Annotated in this window: 21 protein-coding genes and 1 pseudogene; 2 read left to right on the top strand and 20 right to left on the bottom strand. The window is 65.1% G+C overall.

Annotation, left to right across the window (positions count from 1 at the left end):
- Nucleotides 1–412: 412 nt before the first annotated feature.
- From V8F63_RS15590 to V8F63_RS15560, 7 genes and pseudogenes are all read right to left on the bottom strand, one after another.
- Nucleotides 413–1,147, bottom strand: a complete 735-nt coding sequence (locus V8F63_RS15590) for an alpha/beta fold hydrolase (protein ID WP_392354010.1) — start codon at nt 1,145–1,147, stop codon at nt 413–415.
- Nucleotides 1,126–2,559 carry a hypothetical protein gene (locus tag V8F63_RS15585; RefSeq protein WP_392354009.1) on the bottom strand — a complete coding sequence of 478 codons (1,434 nt, stop codon included), beginning with the start codon at nt 2,557–2,559 and terminating at the stop codon, nt 1,126–1,128. The genes V8F63_RS15590 and V8F63_RS15585 overlap by 22 nt, the downstream gene beginning before the upstream one ends.
- A gap of 329 nt (nt 2,560–2,888) precedes the next feature.
- Nucleotides 2,889–3,011, bottom strand: a complete 123-nt coding sequence (locus tag V8F63_RS15580) for a hypothetical protein (RefSeq protein ID WP_392354007.1) — start codon at nt 3,009–3,011, stop codon at nt 2,889–2,891.
- Nucleotides 3,012–3,106: 95 nt separating this feature from the next.
- Nucleotides 3,107–3,853, bottom strand: a pseudogene (locus V8F63_RS15575) (TonB-dependent receptor); the annotation flags it as partial.
- Entirely contained in the window at nt 3,759–5,846 is a 2,088-nt protein-coding gene (locus tag V8F63_RS15570) for a TonB-dependent receptor (RefSeq protein WP_392354005.1), read from the bottom strand. The pseudogene V8F63_RS15575 and the gene V8F63_RS15570, both read right to left, overlap by 95 nt.
- Before the next feature lie 92 nt (nt 5,847–5,938).
- Nucleotides 5,939–6,919, bottom strand: a complete 981-nt coding sequence (locus tag V8F63_RS15565) for a FecR domain-containing protein (RefSeq protein ID WP_303705218.1) — start codon at nt 6,917–6,919, stop codon at nt 5,939–5,941.
- Nucleotides 6,920–6,924: 5 nt separating this feature from the next.
- Nucleotides 6,925–7,416: an RNA polymerase sigma factor gene (locus V8F63_RS15560; protein WP_191742433.1), complete on the bottom strand. Its 492-nt coding sequence runs from the start codon at nt 7,414–7,416 to the stop codon at nt 6,925–6,927.
- 597 nt (nt 7,417–8,013) lie between these two features.
- Between V8F63_RS15560 and V8F63_RS15555 the strand changes: the two genes are divergently transcribed.
- Nucleotides 8,014–8,136, top strand: coding sequence for a hypothetical protein (locus V8F63_RS15555; RefSeq protein WP_392354003.1), 123 nt, complete (start codon nt 8,014–8,016; stop codon nt 8,134–8,136).
- Nucleotides 8,137–8,529: 393 nt separating this feature from the next.
- Here V8F63_RS15555 and V8F63_RS15550 read toward each other — a convergent pair whose 3' ends face one another.
- The 11 genes from V8F63_RS15550 to V8F63_RS15500 all read right to left on the bottom strand — a co-directional run bounded on the left by V8F63_RS15550 (nt 8,530) and on the right by V8F63_RS15500 (nt 16,133).
- Nucleotides 8,530–8,847, bottom strand: coding sequence for a TonB family protein (locus V8F63_RS15550; protein WP_303683181.1), 318 nt, complete (start codon nt 8,845–8,847; stop codon nt 8,530–8,532).
- Nucleotides 8,848–9,105: 258 nt separating this feature from the next.
- Complete coding sequence (locus V8F63_RS15545) at nt 9,106–9,351, bottom strand: hypothetical protein (protein WP_392354001.1); 246 nt, start codon at nt 9,349–9,351, stop codon at nt 9,106–9,108.
- Nucleotides 9,285–9,737 carry an ATP-binding protein gene (locus V8F63_RS15540; protein WP_392353999.1) on the bottom strand — a complete coding sequence of 151 codons (453 nt, stop codon included), beginning with the start codon at nt 9,735–9,737 and terminating at the stop codon, nt 9,285–9,287. Before V8F63_RS15540 ends, V8F63_RS15545 begins: the two co-directional genes overlap by 67 nt.
- Nucleotides 9,722–11,161: a GAF domain-containing protein gene (locus V8F63_RS15535; protein ID WP_392353997.1), complete on the bottom strand. Its 1,440-nt coding sequence runs from the start codon at nt 11,159–11,161 to the stop codon at nt 9,722–9,724. Before V8F63_RS15535 ends, V8F63_RS15540 begins: the two co-directional genes overlap by 16 nt.
- Nucleotides 11,122–11,850: a hypothetical protein gene (locus V8F63_RS15530; RefSeq protein ID WP_392353996.1), complete on the bottom strand. Its 729-nt coding sequence runs from the start codon at nt 11,848–11,850 to the stop codon at nt 11,122–11,124. The genes V8F63_RS15535 and V8F63_RS15530 overlap by 40 nt, the downstream gene beginning before the upstream one ends.
- Complete coding sequence (locus V8F63_RS15525; RefSeq protein ID WP_392353994.1) at nt 11,825–12,055, bottom strand: hypothetical protein; 231 nt, start codon at nt 12,053–12,055, stop codon at nt 11,825–11,827. The genes V8F63_RS15530 and V8F63_RS15525 overlap by 26 nt, the downstream gene beginning before the upstream one ends.
- Nucleotides 12,056–12,138: 83 nt before the next feature.
- Nucleotides 12,139–12,750, bottom strand: a complete 612-nt coding sequence (locus V8F63_RS15520) for a hypothetical protein (protein WP_392353992.1) — start codon at nt 12,748–12,750, stop codon at nt 12,139–12,141.
- Between the two features lie 1,044 nt (nt 12,751–13,794).
- Nucleotides 13,795–14,214 carry a GAF domain-containing protein gene (locus V8F63_RS15515; protein ID WP_392355115.1) on the bottom strand — a complete coding sequence of 140 codons (420 nt, stop codon included), beginning with the start codon at nt 14,212–14,214 and terminating at the stop codon, nt 13,795–13,797.
- 149 nt (nt 14,215–14,363) lie between these two features.
- Nucleotides 14,364–14,615, bottom strand: coding sequence for a hypothetical protein (locus V8F63_RS15510; protein WP_392353991.1), 252 nt, complete (start codon nt 14,613–14,615; stop codon nt 14,364–14,366).
- A gap of 87 nt (nt 14,616–14,702) precedes the next feature.
- Nucleotides 14,703–15,242, bottom strand: coding sequence for a biliverdin-producing heme oxygenase (locus V8F63_RS15505; RefSeq protein WP_392353990.1), 540 nt, complete (start codon nt 15,240–15,242; stop codon nt 14,703–14,705).
- Between the two features lie 480 nt (nt 15,243–15,722).
- Nucleotides 15,723–16,133, bottom strand: a complete 411-nt coding sequence (locus V8F63_RS15500) for an acyl-CoA dehydrogenase family protein (protein WP_392353989.1) — start codon at nt 16,131–16,133, stop codon at nt 15,723–15,725.
- A 983-nt stretch (nt 16,134–17,116) separates the two neighbouring features.
- On the opposite strand from V8F63_RS15500, the gene V8F63_RS15495 reads away from it, so the two are divergent.
- Entirely contained in the window at nt 17,117–17,557 is a 441-nt protein-coding gene (locus V8F63_RS15495) for a hypothetical protein (RefSeq protein ID WP_392353988.1), read from the top strand.
- Between the two features lie 378 nt (nt 17,558–17,935).
- On the opposite strand, the gene V8F63_RS15490 is transcribed toward V8F63_RS15495, so the two are convergent.
- Both V8F63_RS15490 and V8F63_RS15485 read right to left on the bottom strand, forming a co-directional pair.
- Complete coding sequence (locus tag V8F63_RS15490; RefSeq protein WP_392353987.1) at nt 17,936–18,604, bottom strand: hypothetical protein; 669 nt, start codon at nt 18,602–18,604, stop codon at nt 17,936–17,938.
- Nucleotides 18,605–18,804: 200 nt separating this feature from the next.
- Nucleotides 18,805–19,224: a DUF488 family protein gene (locus V8F63_RS15485; RefSeq protein WP_392353986.1), complete on the bottom strand. Its 420-nt coding sequence runs from the start codon at nt 19,222–19,224 to the stop codon at nt 18,805–18,807.
- Nucleotides 19,225–19,341 lie beyond the last annotated feature (117 nt).

The following is a 19,341-nucleotide window of genomic DNA, read 5'->3' as shown; positions in this document are numbered from 1 at the left end:
CCGTCCCTCGGGCGCACGGCGTCATCCCTGGCTGGAAGACTGCGAAGACCTGCCGCCCGCTAAGCGGGGGCAGGTGCTTCGTCTGGCCAACTGCCAGCTGTTCTGGGGGGACTGCCGGCGCGCGAGGACAGCCAACCTCGTCCATCCCCTGCTTAGCCAGCCGGTCATGGAGCATGCTCTGGCCGTGCCCGCCGACCAACTCCTGGCGGGCGTGCGAGATCGCGGGCTGGCGCGTCTCGCCTTCGCAGATCGCTTGCCCGCCCTGATCACCGAACGGCGGGACAAGGGCGACCTGAGCGTCTTTTACGGCCACGTCGTGTTGGCGAGCCTGCCGGCGCTCCGTCCCTTCCTGATGGAGGGGCGCATGACAGAGCACCGGCTGCTCGATCCGGTTAGACTTGAACGCGACCTGTCACCTCATCGGCTGATGTGGAGCGCTGACGGCAATCGTCCGCTTGTGCTCGGAGTGCTCGAGTCCTGGGCCCGACATTGGAGTGATCGGATCGAGCGGCGTCGGCGGACCGAGATAGCGCGCCAGCCAGTCGATGATGCGGGCGTGCAGGTCCCTTAGGTTGCCTGGACTGGCGTAGGTATGTCCCTCGCCGAAATAGGTCAAAAGCCCCGCTTCCCGATTGCGACGGTAGAGGGCGCTGAAGAGGGTGCTCATGCGCTGAGTGTCGAGGTCGGACTCGATCAGCAGGGCCGGAGTGCGAATGGCCTCGGCCTGATAAAGAGGGCTGGTTTCGACGTAAGCCGCCGGCGCAGCTGCGAAATCGCCGATCGATGCTTGTCCCGTCTCGCCCCATCCAACCATGCGCCCAATGGGCACGCCTTCCTCGGGCGCGACCCGGTAGAACGGCGGCAGTTGCATGGACAAGCTCAGATCCGGATAGCCATTTGAGGCGATGACCGCGCTGAACCGATCGCTCTGGGCCACAGCGCTGAGAACGCCGTAGCCGCCGAAGCTGTGACCGATCAGGGCGACCCTCCCAGGATCGACCAGCCCGAGATCGCCGGCGGCGTCGACCGCAACGAGTATTCGCTCTGCGATCCCCGCGGCCGGGCGGCTTTCGCCCGGCGCGAGCGGGAGGCTAACGACGAGGACGGCGTAGCCCGCAGCCGCGATCACGGCTGGATTGTTCTGCAACCGGGTTCCTCCGGGAAGGAGCGCCGACGGCGCGGAACGGGGGCCGTCCCAGGATAGACCTCGACCACGACGGGCAGACGGGCGTCGGGGGCTGCGCCGGGAGGAAGGAGAAGCCAGCTTGTCAAAGGTTCGCCCGCCGGACCCGGGTGAGGCACGGGCACGATGCGCCCCCAGTCGATGTCGGACCATCCCTTATTGAGCGCGATAAGAGTCTTAATCCCCTCTGCCGATCTAAGGCGAACCTCGCTTTCGCCCTGTTTCGTCTGGCGGGTGACAAGGAAGTCAGCGTCCGGACTGGCCGCGAGAACAACCTCGTCGGGCTCCATAGGCGAGAGACAGGCTGGCGTCCCGTTAAGGCGTGACAGACAGGCCTGATCGACCAGGGTGCGCGCTCCCATATCCCGGGGCGAAGGGTTCCACCGCACTGGATTGCCCATATCGGCGATCTGCCCCTGGTCGCGAAGCTGCCCGCGCGCGAGCAGCGGGCTGTCCGGCGTGAATCCATAGACGCCGTCAGCGCGCTGGATGGCGGCGCGTCTATTAAGCTCAACAATCCGTTCCGAGGGCTCCCGGACAGGAATAAGGTCAGAAGAGGCTGAACCGGGACTGGCCCAGACCCGGGCGCCGTCAGCGGTCCGGGCCTGAACAATCGGCCGGCGGCCGTCCCAACTTGCAAGAGGAATGGCGACGCCGTCCCAGGTGCGCTGAACCCAGGTGGTTAGAGGCCCCAGATCAAGCGCCCTGGCGCGTCCATTCGACGATACAGTCCAGAACCGCCCGTCCTTGTCGAAGTCGCCGCCAAGGGGACGGCCGAAGACGATGAAGGCGTCGGACGCGGGCGACCAGGTCATGAGGTACATGGCCAGATCCTGGTCGGGCAGTGGAGCGCGCACGACGCCGCTGTCGAGCGCTACGAGGCTCAGACGTCCCCGGCGGATAGGGTCGCCGACCCGGACCGGGCGATCCGGTCGGGGTTGAAGATCTTCGGCGTCTTCCAGAAGTGCAGCGTGGCGGCCGTCAGGTGAGAGCCTGAGATCAAACCACTCCCCGCGGGCCAGCATTCGCGGCGTCCTGGCGAGGATGTCCAGGACGACAAGGGTGGAGGGCTCGGCCTGGGTTCGGGACTGCCGGGTCTCGCCGCTCGGGATGTAGACGGCGCTGGCGCCATGACCGCTGGCGGCCGTGCGCCACAACTGCTCCACGCGTTTCTGGACCTTGAACCCGACCCGCATGGCGACAGGCGGATCGTGACGCGGTCGGGCGATGAAGACTAGTTCAGTGGGAGATCGCCAGGCGACAGTTTGGCCGAACTGGATCATCTCCGGAGTGAACGGCGTCCAGAGGATTTCGCCGGTGGCGAGTGTAAGCACGCCGAGCTGAAGATCGTCGGCTGTCACGCGAAACACGACCATGCGGGCGCCGTCGGGCGAGAAGGGGCCCGACAGGTGGCCGGCCTCGTGGCTGGGCGAGGCGAGGCGGATCGGCGCCTGATCCTGTGCGACGCGATGAATCTCCAGATCGGTCAACATGGCGCTGACCATGGTTGACAGATCATAGGACCCGGCTTGGTCATAGGGGCGCCGATGCTCGATCGCGACCCATTCCCCATCGGGACTGATGCGGGTCGTTCCGATGTCCTCGTGACCAAGCAGATCATCGATCGAGAAGGGGCGGGGCGTCTGGGCCGCGACCGGCCATGCCGTCGTGGTCGCCAAGGCTAGCGCGAGAAGGGAGCGCCGCATCACCAGGCCTTCGTCAGTTGCAAAGAGACGAAGCGCCCCATCACATTGGCGTTGGCGGCGTCATAGGCCACGCCCTCCGGTGCGTCATAGAAGGGCGGATCGCGGTCGAACAGGTTCTGCACCGTAAAGGTGAGACCCGTTCCGGCTAGCGGACCATGGTCGGGCGTGAAGCGGACCGCGAGGTCGGCGGTCGTCCACGAGCCGATCCGCTTCCCGATCAGGTCCCGATAGAATTGACGAAATTAACCGAGGACGAGACGGACCAGGGGCCGCGCGACCATGAGGTTGAGCCGCGTCCGCGCAGACCGACTGGAAAGTTGGGCCGGTCTAGCTGGGAGACTGCGGCGGAGGTCGGGGTCGGCTGCGCGTCGAACCGTTCGAGCCACGTCAGGTTCAGGCCGAGATCGAAAGCATCCGCTCCCCGGCTGAAGCCGTAGTCGATATTAAGGTCGGCGCCTTGAATCTGGACGCTGGCCGTATTGACGTAGCGGGCGTCGACGATGGTCCCATAGGATGAGGCCGGAAATTGGTCGCGCAACCCGGTCGTGGGCAGATCGAGGATGGCCTGGATAGCAGCGAGATCCTCGCTGTCGGCGGGGTTCAGGGTTCTGACGAAAGGTGCGAGAGAAGGATCGCTCAACACCGTCATGATACTTTCTAGGGCAGGCTGGCCGATCCGGTTTTCGAAATCGGTCCTGAAGCCGTTCACGCCGAGACGCAGTCCGGGAACAAGGTGCGGACGGATTTCGAAGCCGAGGGTCCAGGTGTCGGCCTCTTCCGGCTGAAGGTCAGGGTTGCCGCCGTAGAGGATCATGGACAGGATCTGCTGCGAGCCGCGCGGAAGGATCGAGGGACTGGCGCTTGGTGCGTCATTGACCTCGCGCAGCGCCGGAGCCCTGAACGAGCGGCCGTAGTTGGCCTTGAGGCGCAGAGCATCGACAGGATCCCAGACGATCCCGATCTTGGGGCTGGTGGTCTGGCCGACGTCGGCATAGTCCTCTAACCGGGCTGCGAGCGAGAGGCTCTAGCCGTTCAAAGCCAGCACGACGGTTGTTGGCGCCGAAGACAGGGAGGCGAACCTCGCCGAAGGCCGCCGCCACCTGTCTTTCCGTCCTGACAGCGGCGCCGACGGTAGGGGCGAGACCGCTGCTGAAGCCGGTCGACTGCCGTTTGAAGGTCTCCTCGCGGAAGGAAAGGCCCGTCGCCAGCCGGAGCGGCCCGCCCGGAAGCTCCAGGAGAGCGCCGGAAACCTGGAAAGTGGCCGATGCGACGCCTGTCCGGCTGTAGGCGCGCGAGTAGCCCGAACTGATGAAGTCGAGGACGGCGGCCGTATTCACCGCCTCGTCGCCGAAGGGGTTCAGGTATCCGTCCCGCAAAGGACTGAAAGACGTGGCGGGATTGTCGGCGATCGCCCCGAGCGCTTCGCGCAGATAGGTGGACTGAAGCGCTCCGGAAGAGCCGGTCCGGCTCTCCTCCGAGGCGTAGGCGACATAGGCGTCGATCCGCCAGTCGTGGGACAGGTCGAAGGCGCCGCCCAGGCTGGCGCCCAGGCTCTCGACCTCGCCGAAGACGCGCGGCGGAGCAATCTGACCCTGGAAGGAATAGGCTATGGTATGGGAGCGGGCTCCCGTCGGCGAGACGAAAAAGGGGTTTGCGTCGGTCACCGTCAGCAGGGCGCTGATCGGAAAGGAGTGGGTTTCATAGTTGCGCTTGCCGTACCGGGCGTCGGCTGTGACCTCGAGCCGATCGCCGAGGCCCTGGCGCCAGAGGGCGTAGCCGCTGTGCCGGGTCTGCCGCGGCAGGACGTTGATGCCGGCGCGCAGGTTTTCGAGATTGACCTGCCCGGGCAGGAAGTCGTCGGGCTGAAGGCCGACGCCTGATTGACCCGGTGGTATGGCCCAGGCCGGAATATAGCCGCCTGACGCCGGATCGAAGACGACGATGTTTCCCGGATTGCTGTAGAATTGACGGCGATCAGTCCCGCCGCGCCATCGGAGATCGGAGTCGCTCGCCAGCCGCCTCTCCGTTCCGGAGAGGGCCTCGCGATCATTGTATTCATAGGTGAGCAGGGCGTTGCCGCTGCTCCAGCGACGGCCGAAGGTCTGGCCGAACTGGTATTCCCCACTGACCCCGTCGCTGGTGTTCCCGACCCGGATCCGCGTTTCCGCGCCGTCGTAGTCGTCCCGCAGGATGATGTTGACCACGCCGCCCACGGCGTCGGCGCCATAGAGGGCCGAGGCGCCGTCGAGAAGGACGTCGACCCGCCTGATCGCGGCCGTCGGAATGGAGGAGACGTCGGCGAAATCGCCCTTGGAGCCCGTGCCCGCCATGCGGCGGCCGTTGATGAGTACAAGCGTGGCGTCGCTGCCCAGACCGCGAAGATTGACGCCGTTGGCGTAGGTCGAGTTGGTCCCCGAGCGATCGGCGCCGTTGTTAAGGGCGCCCTCATTGGCGGTTCCGCCGAAGTTCTGCGGCAGCGCGGCGAGCAGCTGGGCCACGGTGGCCCGGCCCTCGCGGTCCATCTGGCCCCGGTCGATGCTGACCACGGGCGAGGGGCCGTCGCCGACACCCCGGATCAGACTGCCCGTAACGACGACGTCGTCCACCACGGTCAGTTCGTCGTCGGTCAGCCCGGCGCGCGCGTTCGGATCGTAAAGCACGTAGACGTTGGGGCGGGTCCGGCGGAACGCCAGCCCGGTGTCGCGCAGCAGCGCAGCCAGCCCCGCTTCTGCGCTATAGTCGCCCTGCAGGCCGGGAGAGGTGCGGCCCTCCACAAGGGCGGCAGGATAGAGAATCTGGAGGCGGCTCTGCTCGACGAAGACGCTCAGGGTCCGGGCGAGAGGGCCGGCGGGCGCATCATACCGCCTCACGGCGTCCGCGCCCTGGGCCCAGGCCGGCGCGACGCAGGCTAAAAGGGCGGTTGATAGTGCTGTCGTCGTCCCCAATCCGATACGCATGATCTTCCCCGTTTGCTCCCCCGCGTGGTGCGGGACGGGCAGAGACGCCGGGAAGGCGCGGGCCCCCTAACTCCGCCTAAAGATTATTTTCCTCAGGTTATCGGCGCCTCAAGAATGATGGCGCCGTCGGCGCCCGTGGATGCTGTGACGCCGTAGAGGTCAGAAAGCGCCGCGATGAAGGCGTCGGTGTCGCCTGTGTCGAAGGCGCCGCTGACGGGAATCTGCGCGATGCCCGCGTCTTTCAGTTCGATCCGACGGTCGCTGTACCGGCTGACCTCAGCGATCGCCTCCTGGATCGGCGTCGCGGCGAAGATCAGCCGTCCCGTGGTCCAGCTTGTTTCACGGGCCGCGTCGACCGACTGGACCTGCGGACTTCTTCGGGCGGTGACGACCTGCTGGCCCGGCGTCAAGGACCAGGCGGGCTTGGACATGCCGGAGGTCCCTACGTCGACGCGGCCCTCGATCAGGGTGACCTTCGCGCCCTGGCCCAGCTTCCGGACATCGAACCTCGTGCCGACGGCGGTGACGGTGGTGTCGCCGGCGGCGACGATGAAGGGGCGGGCCGGGTCGCCCTCAACGTCGAAGAAGGCCTGGCCGGAGATCAGTATCACGGATCGGCGGTCTGAGCGCAGGCGGACCTCCACCCGGCTGTTGGTATCGAGGACGACCTGGGATCCGTCGGCCAGACGCAGGGTACGCTGCTCGCCGACGCCGGTGGCGTAGGCCTGCGGCCGGTTCAGGGTCCAGACCGAGACCAGCCCTAGGGCGGCGAGCGCCATGGCGCTCGCCGCGATCGGCTTCCACAGGCGCGACACCATTTGGCGGGCCCGCACCCTCGGCGGGGCCTGGCCCAGGGCTTCCGCCGTCAGGGCGGCGATGTCGGGATCCTCGGCAAGCGTCCGACTCGTGTCCCAGGCCTTCTCGACGCGCTCGTAGGCGCGGGCATTGTCCGGGTCTTTCCGCCATTCGAAGAAGTCGTGGATATCGGTCGTCGACACCCGCTTCTGACCGAGACGGGCGAACCATGTCGCGGCTTCGTGCCGCCGGGCGTCCCGGTCCTTATCGATCGTCATCCCGCCTATCCGTCCAGTTGCTCGACGCAGTGCTGCAACGCCTTAGACATACGCCACTCCACCGCCTTGACGCTCAACCCGCGGGCGGCGGCGATCTCAGGATAGCTCATACCGGCAAAACGGCTCAGGACGAAAACTTCACGGTAGAGGGCGGGCATGGTCAGAACCGCCTGCTTCATCATCAGCGCTTCGACTTGGTCGGCCGCCTCGCCCGGGTCGGCGGCTTCCGTAAAGGTCTCTGTCGTTCCCCGTCGTTTGCGTCGGCGGCTCTCGTCCCGGACCACGTTCATGGCGATCCGCAGAAGGAAGGCCCGGGGATGCCGGATGAGGCCTGCCGAATAGGGGGCGGCGCGGATGTAGGTTTCCTGAACCACGTCTGCGGCCTGATCCGGGTCGACGTGGGCCCGCAGCCTGCCGTCAAGCCAACGTGCATACTGGCGATAGAGGGCGTTCAGGCCCTCCAGCGCATCCGCTTTCAATTCCTTGACGTCGCTCACGTCGATCTCCCGCCTCCAGGGCGGGCCGGGAATCCCGTGGGTCTTGGTCAGCCATGATCATCCGGACGCAGGACACAGCCTGCGCCAGGTACGACGACAGCTCACGCAGCAATTGCGCTTTCCAAATTCGAGTCCGCAAAGGGGATTCCAAGCCCCTGTCGGCGCCAGGGCCGACGCCCGAGCATGAATCAAACCGAATCCGGACGCAAGGCGAGGGGGTCGGGCGTTGGAATCCTCGCGGAACGAGGCCCGCTATCTGCCAACGGAGCGCCGCCCTGCCCGAAGGGCCCCCGGCTCCAGCTCCGCGCCTGTTTCGCGGCGCCCGACGCCCAATCCTTAGGCGGGGGCCGCTCCGGGTTCAACCATGTGATGGAGGCCTATTCCGCAGAGAAGTTGCGGTCTGACCGCAACTCTTAGGCGTAGAGAATCGCCGTTATCGCCGTGTACGGACGGAGCAGCAGCCGGTGGGGGAAGGAATGGACGTCAACCTGAACAGCCAGACCGCATGGACGGTCACGCCCGGATTGAGCCCGCGCGAGGCTCGAATGTCTCGCTTGGGTCAGCCAGGGCAAGAGTTCGACCGACATCGGAGCCATATTGGGCCTGTCAGCTCGCACGGTGGATAGCTATCTCGAGAAGGCAGCGTCCAAACTGGGCGTGCGTACGAGGATAGAGGCGGTGGCTGTGGGAGTGAGGCGAGGTCTCATCGAGGTGGACTAAGCGGAGGGTAGGCCTTGAGCCGCCGTTCTTCAGTCTGTTGAGGTTGACCTAGACGTGGAACTGGCCTGCAGCTGGGGCATCCGTCGAGATGGAATGCTTATGAGTTGTACGTGTAATTTGTTCCGCCTTAGAACCTTGCTGGTTCCTCTACAAATCGCGAGATGGAGTAGGGTGGGGCTCGGGAGCCCGTCCAAATGCGGCTTTTGACTCAAAGCGGCGCTTGACGGCCCGCGCTTTCAGGTAGGTGGTCATCATTCGCCAGTCGGCAGTCGCCTGTGTCATCGGATGGGCGTTAGTCTGGTAGCCCTTTCTTGGCCCTGAGTCGGATATTTGTGTCTGGAGAAATGCTCTACTGCTTGGAGGGTAAACTCGACTCGCAAGCCTCCGCGCGACTCAGGGCGTGAACTGGATGGTTCTTGCGAATTGAAAATCTTTAGGGCCCGGACTGACGGTCGCCTCCCGCATCAGTGCGACGGCGGCCTCCGCGAAGCCCATGCCGGGATGGGTCTCCCCCAGCACCTGACAGTTTTCGACCTTGCCGCTCGGCCGGGCGGTGCATTCCAAAGTGACGGCGACGCTGAGAAGCGGGGCGGCTTCTAACTGCGGCGCTACGATCAGTCGCTGCGGCGGAGGTGCAGGCGGCGAGGCCTGCTTCTCTAGTTTGGGCGACACCGAAAACAAGGCAGCGACGGATAAGATGGCCATGATCATTGGGCGTTCCCCTTCTCCTTGTTAACATTTGTCGAAGCGCGCCAGTTCCGCCAGGCGATGACTTGAGGCGCGCGACGCGCCAGCCGAAATGGGGACATCCCCTAAGGATGACGCCTATATCGCTCTCGGATATCGTCGGGACATGTCGCGCACGAACATCCAGAGTGAAACGGAGCCCCCTGAGTTTCTGAGGCCTAGCAAGGAGCGCCGCAGATCGCCTCAAGGGCTTTTGGGAGCCGCCGCAATGAAACCGGTTCGTCAGCCGCCGGTTTCTGGAAGCTGGTTCTCAGCGTCGATCATGGTCGTGACCTTCGCCGCCAGATCCGTCATCAGGAACGGCTTGGTCATCACCTCCATGCCGGGCTCCAGCAGTCCGTTGCCGACTGCGGCGTTTTCGGCATAGCCGGTGATGAAAAGGACCTTGAGGTCCGGACGCCTCATGCGGGCGGCGTCCGCGACCTGGCGTCCGTTGAGGCCCCCGGGGAGACCGACATCGGTGACCAAGAGGTCGATGCGCCGCTCGCTATCCAGAATGCGCAGGCCCGAAGGCCCGTCCCCGCTTCCACGGTGGCGTATCCCTGCTCGCGCAGGACCTCGGCGACAAGAGCGCGGACAGAGGCTTCGTCGTCGATGACCAGCACGGTTTCGCCATGACCGGATGCCGGACTCGAGCTCAAGACCACTCGTTCCGATTCGACAGCGCCGCCATGATAACGCGGCAGGTAGAGGCACATGGTGGTGCCCATTCCCGGTTCGGAATAGACGCGGATCTGTCCGCCCGACTGCCTCACGAAGCCATGTATCATGGACAGGCCCAGGCCGGTGCCCTGTCCGATAGGCTTGGTGGTGAAAAAGGGTTCGAAGATCCTCTCGATCACCTCGGGGGCCATCCCAGACCCCGTGTCGGTGACGCAGATGGAGATGTATTGGCCGGGGGCAAGTCGCGCTCCCCGGCATGGCGATCGTCGAGCCACTTGTTCGCTGTTTCGATCGTTAACCGTCCTCCGCCGGGGGCCATGGCGTCCCGGGCGTTGATGCACAGATTGAGCAGGGCGTTCTCAAGCTGCGACTGATCAATCTCCGTCAACCAGAGGCCGCCTGCGCCGACGACCTCGACATCGATGTCGGGCCCTACTGTACGACGTACTAAATCCTCCAGGCCCCCGATCAGACGGTTGGCGTCTGTCGGGCGCGGGGCGAGGGTCTGGCGGCGGGAAAAGGCCAGAAGACGCTGGGTGAGCGTGGCCGCCCGTTGCGCGGCGCCCTGGGCCGCTTCGACATAGCGTCCGATTTCAGCTCCGCGGCCTTGCGAGATCTGTTTGGCGATCAATCCAGGCTGCCGGAAATCCCAGCCAGAAGATTGTTGAAGTCGTGGGCTATGCCGCCCGTCAACTGACCGACAGCCTCCATCTTCTGGCTTTGACGCAGGGCGGCGTGAGCGGTCCGAAGTTCCTCGGTCCGCGCCTCGACGCGGGCCTCGAGCGAGGCGTTGAGCCTCCGCCAGCGCCTTTTCCGCCCGTTTCTTTGAGGTCAGGTCCTTGAATAGAACGGCGACCTGACGCCCGGCGGCCGGTCCGACCTTAAAGGCGGCGAGCTCCAGCCATCGGCCGGTGGCTTCCAGCTCCTTTTCAAAGCGGATCGACCGGCCTGTCTCAAGCACGTTCCGATAGAGCGAAACCCAGCCGTCGGCCTCGGCTGGAACCACCTCGCGAACTGTTCGGCCCACCACGGCGGCGATCCCCGCGTGTTCAGCGTAGGCGGCGTTGGCTTCGACATGGACGTAGTCGCTGAGCGGGCCATCGGGCCCGTCGATGAATTCGATGACGCAGAACCCCTCGTCCATGGTGTCGAACAGGGTCTGGTAGCGCTGTTGACTCTCGTAGCGCTCGGCTTCCGCGCGAAGACGTTCCAGGATGTTCCGGGTCCGGGCCGCCACATCCTGAAGGAAATCCAGATCGATCTGGCTCCAGGCTTGAGGACGGCCGCTCGTGACGAACAGCATAGCGACCAGCTGGTCGCGCTCCAGAAGGGGCACGGCCGCGAAGGCATGGATGTCCGCTGCGGTCAGGGCGTCGGCTTGGTCTTGCGTCAAAGCGTCCTGAACGACATCGGCGACCGTGACGGCGCGTCCTTGCGCCAAGGTGGCGAAAACCTCAGCGTGATCGCGCGGCGACCAGGCCCGGGCTGGTATCGCCCCGGTGGCCGCGGGCGCATCCGACCCTGGCCTGAACGCCCTGGGTGTGTCGTCTAGCGAGACGTAGGAGGCCGCCAAGTTCAGGGTGTCAGCGACGACGCGGGCGGCCGCGGCCGGCATTTGCGCCGGATCTTCCAGAGCCGTGATCTCGTCATGCAGCCGGAGCAGAGCGGCCTGTCTAATTTCGACCTGCTTGCGTTCGCTGATGTCGAAGCTGACGCCAGGGAGGCGGCGCAGCCGTCCAGCGGCGTCCAGGACGCACCGACCTTCTGCAACGACCCAAACCGTTGATCCATCCGGCTGGACGAGCCGATACTCCGCGCTGAAGGCGGAGCATGTTTCAACGGCCCGGGCAATCGCCGCCTGGACCCCGGGAAGGTCCTGGGGATGAATGGCGCTGAAGAAGACTTCGAGGGCGCGCCCTCTCGGGCGACGACGGGATCTACGCCGTAGAGGCGAGCGAAGCGTTCATCGGCGCGAACGATGTCATCGGCGATGTCCCAGTCCCACGCCCCTACGCCGCGCCCGGCCGACAGCGCCAGCTCGAGCCGTTCGTCCGCCTCGGCCTTGTGGGCGGCGAGACGAACCTGCTCGGTGATTTCGGAGACGAAAACCATGACGCCGGCGGGGTCGCTGTTTTCGTCACGAACCGGGACGTAGTGGAGATCGAGCCAGGCGCATTCGGGACCTGATCCCCGATCCAGCACCAGTTCCTGATGCTCGAGCGACCAGGACTGACCGGCAAGGCCGCGTCGAATGTTGGCGTCGTTGAAGTCGGCGATTTCAGGCCAGCCCTCGCGGGCGCCCATGCCGAGGAGCCTCGGGATGCCGCTTGCCGGCGAAACGCGCATATCCGTCGTTGTAGAGGAGGACGCCCGCCGAACCCCAGAGCAGAACCATGGGGTTCGGCGCGGCGATCATCATGCCGACGATGGCGGCCAGACCTTGCGGCCAGGCGGCGCGCGGGCCGAGCGGCGTCTTCGACCAGTCGTGATTGCTTATGAGCCGCGCCATTTCGCCCGGACTGTTCAGCAAGCTTTTGTCTGCGGCCGTCTGAATCACAAATCCCCCTGATCGCGATGCGATCGGCCGCCTGTTTAAGTCTTTGCGCCGATGAGGCTGTCGAAGGCCCTCGCCACATTCTCCAGCGTGTAGGGCTTTTGCACGATCAGACGCCCCCTGTGCTCGATCGGCGGGTTGGCCTGTTCGCCGTAGCCGGTCGCGAAGATGAAGGGAACGCCGATTTCGGCAAGCCGGTCAGCAATGGGATAGCTGTGGCGGTCGCCGAGGTTGATGTCGAGCATGGCCACCGTGGGGCGCGCCGCATCGATGAACTCGAGCGCGCCCTCCACCGTGGCGGCTGTGGTCACCGACGCTGCGCCCAGGCGATGGGCGATGTCCTCGGCGTCCAGCGCGATGATCAGGCTGTCCTCGACCAGCAGGATGTCCTGGTCGGCCAGGACAGCTTCGGGAAGGTTCTGAGGGTGACCGACGGCGGGCCGCGGGTATTTGATGGTCTTGCCGAGGTCGGTCGATCGCGGCTCCGACAGGTGGCGGGCCGGGATGCGGAAAACCGCGTACACCCCGCCCGGCTGATAGGCGATGTCGGCCGATCCGCCGAGGTCATAAGGCACCGACCGGCTGATGATGGTGGTGCCGAAGCCCTGGCGCTTCGGCGGCGCGACCGGGGGCCGTCGACTTCCCGCCACTCCATCACCAGGTCTCCGGCGGGGTTCCGGCTCCAGCCGATCACCACCCGCCCGTCCTGCGTGGAAAGACTCCCGTACTTGTTGGAGTTTGTGACGAGCTCGTGCAGCACCAGGGCCATGGTCGAGTAGGCGTTCGGGTTCAGGAGAACAGGTTCTCCTTGAAGGGTGATCCGCTCCCGCTCATCGACAAAGGCGGCGGCCTCTGCGTCGATCAGGGCCTGGAGCGGCGCGGGGCCCCAGTGATCGTCCGTGATCTGGTTATGGGCGCGCGCCAGTGCGTGGATGCGTCCGTCCACGACCTTGACGAAGTCGGCGATGCTGTCGCTCGTCGGTTCCGACTGGCGGATCAGTCCCCGGATCAGGCCAAGGATGTTGCGCACCCTGTGATTGAGCCTCGGCGATCAGGAGCTCCTGGCGCGCGCTGGACTGCTGGCGCTCCGCAGAGGCTTCGTCGGCGAGACGCAGGACCACCTCGATGAGGGTCGCCCGCAGGGTCTCCGCCACCCGGATTTCGGAGGCCGTGAACGGCTGAGACCGTCCTTCGACCAGCTCTTTCCATTCTGCAAAGCTCTCGCGCGGCGTCAGACGAGGGCCGTTTGGACCGAAGCTCACCGGCTTGTGCGGGTCGCCCCCATCGCACCGAATGGACCAGTTCCCTGCGGAACAGGATAACGTAATCCCGCGGGGAGCGAGAGATAGGAATGGCCAGGAGGCCCGCTGCGCCCGACGCGAAGGCGCTCGCGTCGGGAACCAGCGACCCGATGTGATCCGTCGCAAACACGCGGCCAGCAGCCGTGCCGTTCAAGGCGCGCACGATGCGGCGGAAATCCTCGAGCGGGGGCGTCTCGCCGGAAAAAGCGTGGTTGCCGCCAAGCCATACGCCGACGCCGTCGGCCGGGATGGCGTGCGTCAGGATGTCCGCGAGCCAGTCGGGATCCTTGAGCAGGGTTTCGTCCGACGCCACGGCTCCCAGAAGTTGGTCGGAAATGTCACGGGCGCGACGTTCGTACTCGACGGTCTGCTTACGCTCGCGGCTCTCCAGCCTCATGGAGAACATCTGAGCGAATATTCGCTGACCGAGCGGCGCTCGAAGGTGGGGCGTCGCGCGGCGTAGTGATGGCAGGCGAACAGACCCCAGAGTTTGCCGTCGACGATGATGGAAATCGACAGCGAGGCGCCGACGCCCATGTTCTTGAGATATTCGATGTGGATCGGCGAAACCGAACGCAGGGTCGAAAGGGAAAGATCGAGAGGGCGGCCGTCCTGGTTGCGCTCCGGCACGATCGGGACAGGCACGGCGTTGACATCCGTGATCAACCTCAGAAAATTGCGTCTGTACAGCTCCCGCGCCTGGGCGGGGATGTCGGTCGCCGGATAGCGGAGCCCCATGAACCGGCCGATGCCGGACCGCGCGGCTTCGGCCACGACCTCGCCGGATCCGTCCTCGGCGAACCGATAGACCATCACACGATCATAGCCGAGCAGGGCGCGAACCTGTCGGGCGCCCTCTCTATAGAAGGTTGGGAAATCCGGCGCCTGGTCCAGCCGGGACATCATCGCTCGGACGGCTCCGCTGGCGTCGCCGTGTTCGCCGGACGCGGGTTCGGCTTCAATCACGATCTCGCCGGTTGAGACATGAACCGCGACGTCGAACGGGGGCCGCCGTCCACGAGCACGCAGCCGAACAAGCGTTCGACCGCATCCCGTCCTCCCAGCATGGCGGCGCGGTTACGGAGGTCATGCACCGCCTTGGCCGTGAAGACCTCCTGGATCAGGGCCCCGATCACGCTCTCCGGCGACTGATTGAGGAAATCCTGGATATTGGCGGAGACCCGCGCCACCTGCCAGTCCGCGGTCAAGGCCAACAGAAACCCGATCGGTTGGATGGCTCCGGGGATATGAATGGGCTCGCGATCAATTGGTCAGGTCGACCGAGGCGGCGGGGGTCGTCACTATCGGTCGGCTCCAGGAAAGGCGCGTGCGGCGTTCTCGAACACGGCGAACACTGAACAGGCCCCTTCCACTGCCGTATCGAGCAGCTCCGGCGAACTGAGACGTTCATCGAGAACGGACGTTAATGCGCGCCAGGCGGCAGGGTTCCCGCTCGAAAGGAAGGACTTCGGCATTTCATCGGCAACCGAACAGACGAGGACGGCGGCGCCCAGGCGAGAGCCTTCAAGGACATAGATCGCGCCCAGCACCTCCGCCTCTTCGCGAAAGGTCGGGACCAAGGCAGGTTCTGGCACGTCGAGGCCCAACAGCCCCAGGTCCGCTCGAAGCGCATCGGAGCGACGCCTTTCGCGCCAGTCGGGCAGATAAGTATCTGCGCAGGCTGCGTCCAGGGCGGCCTCAACACCTATAAAGGCGCGAGCCTGCGCCTGGAGAAAGGCGCCATAGTCGACACGACATCCCAGATCATAGCGGGACATACAGGCGTCAAGGCGCTCATGGGCGGCTGCGGTCGCCGCCTTAAGCCTGAAGCGGGCGGTCATCGCGACGGTCGATCCGGAGAGATGGAGCAGGACGGCTTCCTTTGCGCTTCCGCGAAGGCCGCCCCATAAACGAGAAGACCCGAGCTTGAGCGTCTTATCATTTATCAACTGCTTCAGCGGAACAAGGCCGACGTCGAGGGGACCTCCTACGCCTGCGGATTATTTGGGGCGGCGCTATCCGGCCGATTTGTTCCCTGTGGGCGGACCCGGTGCGGCTGCGAAAGGGAAGAGGATGGGGCGGGGCTCAAAACCCAAAGCGAGCCGTCCTGAAGCCCGCCATGGCGCTGACGGCTTCAGCCGTTTTTCCGTCCGCATGGCGCCCGAGTGTCACAAGGTTTCTGCCGTGCGCGCGCAGGCCATTATAGGAAACAGCCGGTCAGGCGGTCATACAGCCCGGGCGCCAACATGCCGACGATGACCAAGGCTACCATCGTCGCGAATATCGACAGGGCGCTGTGCGCTTCTGAACGAGCACGCGCTCTAGGTCGTCATCTGCCGCTTCACGGCCTTGACCAGGCTCCAGCGGTGGACTTCGGTGGGCCCGTCATAGATGCGGAAGGCGCGGACCTCGCGGAAGATCTGTTCGACCACAGTGTCGCCCGAGACGCCGGTCCCGCCCATGATCTGGACGCAGCGGTCGGCGACGCCGAACAGGGCCTCTGACACGGCGACCTTGGTCATGGAGCTTTCGGTGGTGCCCAGGACGCCCGTGTCCAACACGCCGGCGCACCAGTCGATCATCAGCTCGACTTGCTTCAGCGCGATCATGTTGTCGGCCAGCATGAAGCCGACGCCCTCATGGTCGATCAGCGGCTTGCCGAAGGCGTGGCGTTTGACGGCGTAGGCGGCGGCGACCTCATGGGAGCGGCGGCAGGCGCCGAGCCAGCGCATGCAGTGGCTGAGGCGGGCCGGGCTGAGACGGACCTGGGCGTGATTGAAACCCTGATTTGCGCCATGTCTATGGCGGCTCACGCCATATGGCGCCGCGGAAGGCCGTCAAATCCGACGCGCGCGCTTCGAAATCACTAGAGCCTCAAAAGAAGCGTTCGTTGCCGGTCAGACGTTTAAAAAAGCTGTCAAGCGCAGCAAGCAGATAGCCGCCAAATCCAATCATAGCTTATCAACCGGGCGCGCCGGATTTTGACTGCGGAGGAAATCAGCCCGCCGCTATCCAATAGAGCACGCCGAATACCGCAAGGCAAAGCGCGATCAGCACCGATTCCATTACCCAGCCAGTCCGTTTGCGACGTTTGCCCGGCATTGCCGTCTCCTTGAACGAACATGGATATATACGCGGGCTTTGGCGGCTTTGTCTATCCGAGCGCAAGCGCCGCAGGAGGCTCGATCGGTTAGAAAAGTCTCGAGACCAGCGCGACGGCGAGCACACGTCCTCGCGACAGTGGCGGAAACGGCGCCTGCAGCCTTTTCGCGCTTGGAGCGGCCGGCCCTTGGAAACGGCTGTGCGCGCTAAAGAACGCCCGTGGAGATTAAGCTGGCAGTCGATGCATGCGTGAGCGGGATGACGATCTCCGTCCGCCGGAAGGGGGTCTTCGTCCATGAAGATGACGCTCCGCCAAGTTCATCGTCGGGGCCTCCGCTTAAGGGGCGCGCTTAAGCGCCGTCCGCAGCTTTTCGGTGTAACGCCCGCAAGAAAGCGGCGGGCAGGCCGCTGATATTTGCGGGATCCGTCCAAAAAGAGTTACAAAGCCGCAGTCATGCCCAAGCACTCGCTCGTCTGCTGACGGGGAGCTCGAAATGACGGCGCGCCTTGATCCATTTGGAACTGCGCTTTCCCGCTTGAGAGCCTCTGCATACAAGATCTCGCGGCCGAGATCGGCCTCAGCATCACGCCCGTTCGCGAAGCGCTCGCCTGTTTGGCGGGGGAGGGCGTCGTGCAGAGGCGTCCAGGCAAGGGGTATGTATTTCCCGATCTTCCGCCGGCGGAGATCCTGGATCTCTACGAAGCCCAGATCGGATTTGCGCGTGTCGCCTTGAGCCTCGTCGCTGGCAAGGGGCATGCGTTGCAGAAGGCCGCCACCCGAATGGAAAGAGCCGGCATGGCGGAAGTGATCGACTTCGTAGTCGATCAAACCGCCAATGACGCGTTGGACGCCGCCTATGGTCGCCTGAAAGGCCGCTTGAAGCGCCTGCATGAAGCGGAAGAAAATCTGTTTGGCGCGGACCTGGCGCAAGGCGCCGCCTGCCTGGCCGCTTTGGCGCGCGGGGCGACGGCGGAGGCGGCGGTCTTGATAGACGAACACCATAGCAGACGAGTCGCGCGAGCTGTGGATCTGGCCGATGCCTGTCGAGCTTAGACTTTTGCGTGACTGCTCTTTTGTATCTAGCGCCAGCCCGTTGCGGCCCTTGCCTTGCCTGGACGAGATGGCTAGGCCTGCGGCAGCGGGCGCTGGACCCATAGGCCGCCGTCGGATCGCCGGGGGCGGTCCGCCTTGAGCGGACATCGGCGCGGCGTCGGCTGAAAGGCCAGGCCTGGCGAGCACAGGTTCCAACGCCCGCGCCCCGCCGCCAGGACCGGGCGGCGCCGGGTCCGCGTCGCAGGTCCTTATCGCGCCATGAAGCGGATTCGATGACCCTGCGATCGCTGGAACGCCGCTGGTGAACCCGATCGCGACTTCACGTGACGAGCGCCGGGCTTCAAGACGGCAGCCGCCCGCTTCATCTACGCGGATATCTCACAGCTCATCGCCACTACGGCAGATCGGCTGCCGCCGGTAGAATCGCTCCCACAGCAGCGTCGTCCCGCCTTTGACCATGGCGCAGTTGATCTCTACGCCGTCGTCATCATCGCAGATGGCGGTGACGCGGTTGTAGCTGCGGCCTGTCCGGCGGCAGGCGAGCGTTCGATTGGCCGCCAGTCTGGTCAGTTCGATCCTCGCCGCCGCCCCTGAAGCGTCTGGGCAGGGGTGGCCGGGAGAACAGGTCTCGTCCATCTCTCGCGCCGCTACTGCATGGAGGCGCACCCGAACACCGTCTTCACATCGAAGGGTGTCGCCGTCGTGGACGTTGATCACCCGGCAGGAAAACAGGGCCTGCGTCGACGGCGCTCCCGACGGAGTTTGCGGCGTCTGGGGAACCTGCCGCGCAAGGACCGAGGTCGATTGCGGCCACCATAGCGTCCCCAAAAAGCAGGCGACGCAAACGCCCGCCGCCGTTGCGGCGAAACTCCAGTCCATTCTGCCGGCGCTTCTCTGGCGGATCCGCCTCCAGGTCGCCCGTCGCGCCAGCAAGGAGGCGACGACAGCCGCCAAGGGGGCGAGGAAAAATGCGGCGGTCGCCCACTGGGTTGGAAGTCCGAACTTGGCAAGTCCCAGCGTCACGGCTAACCAGCTCGCCAGCAGCATGCTCCTGGCTGCGAGCCTAAACCGGCGGGGGCGAGAAGGTCGGCGTAGCTTGAGACCCATGGCCCATGCCAGCGCGGGGAACGAAAAGGCGCAGTTAACGCGGCAGCGGATCCAGCGGCCCCGAACCTTCCTGAACATTCCCACTGTCCTTCCCGGCCCCAAAACGGTGCGGACCAAGGGCCCCCTCCCATGGGGCGACCCTATCCTGGTCTCGCAAAAGCCGGGTAGACGACCGTCCCCTCCAGGTCGACGCGGGCCCCGGTCGTAAGTCGAGCCGGTTCCAGACGGCCGCGGCCCATGATGTGCAGGACCGTCGCGCCGCGCGCGAGCAGGTTGTCGGCGATGAGCCTGCGATGGCACCGCCACCAGACCGCCTCGGCGCACATGACGGCGCAGCGTTCACGGCGACCTGTCTCGATCAGGCTTTCCAGTCCCTCTACAAAGGCCTGTGAGAGGGCGTAGTCGGCGTAGTTATGAAAGCTCCTGTTGCGCCAGAGGCCGTTAACATCGTCCGCCAGGCCACCGACTCTTGCGCGCCTGATCTGCGACTCCTGCAACAGCCCGACGAACTCCTCAAAGCTCCGGTTGGAATGTCCGATCGTGTAGAAGGTCTGCGTCATTCATCGTGTCGCGCGTGTTGCAGAACGCCGCCCGTGCCGCCGTCGACATCGTTCGTTCCGCCGGTCGTGTTCTTACAGCAAGGTTTCGCGGCCGCAGGGGAGTACGCAGGGCTCGGG

The sequence above is a fragment of the Brevundimonas sp. LF-1 genome (assembly GCF_037055305.1).
Lineage (GTDB): Bacteria > Pseudomonadota > Alphaproteobacteria > Caulobacterales > Caulobacteraceae > Brevundimonas > Brevundimonas sanguinis.
Note: the sequence above shows the minus strand (reverse complement) of the source record. Positions and strands in the feature narration are given on the sequence as shown.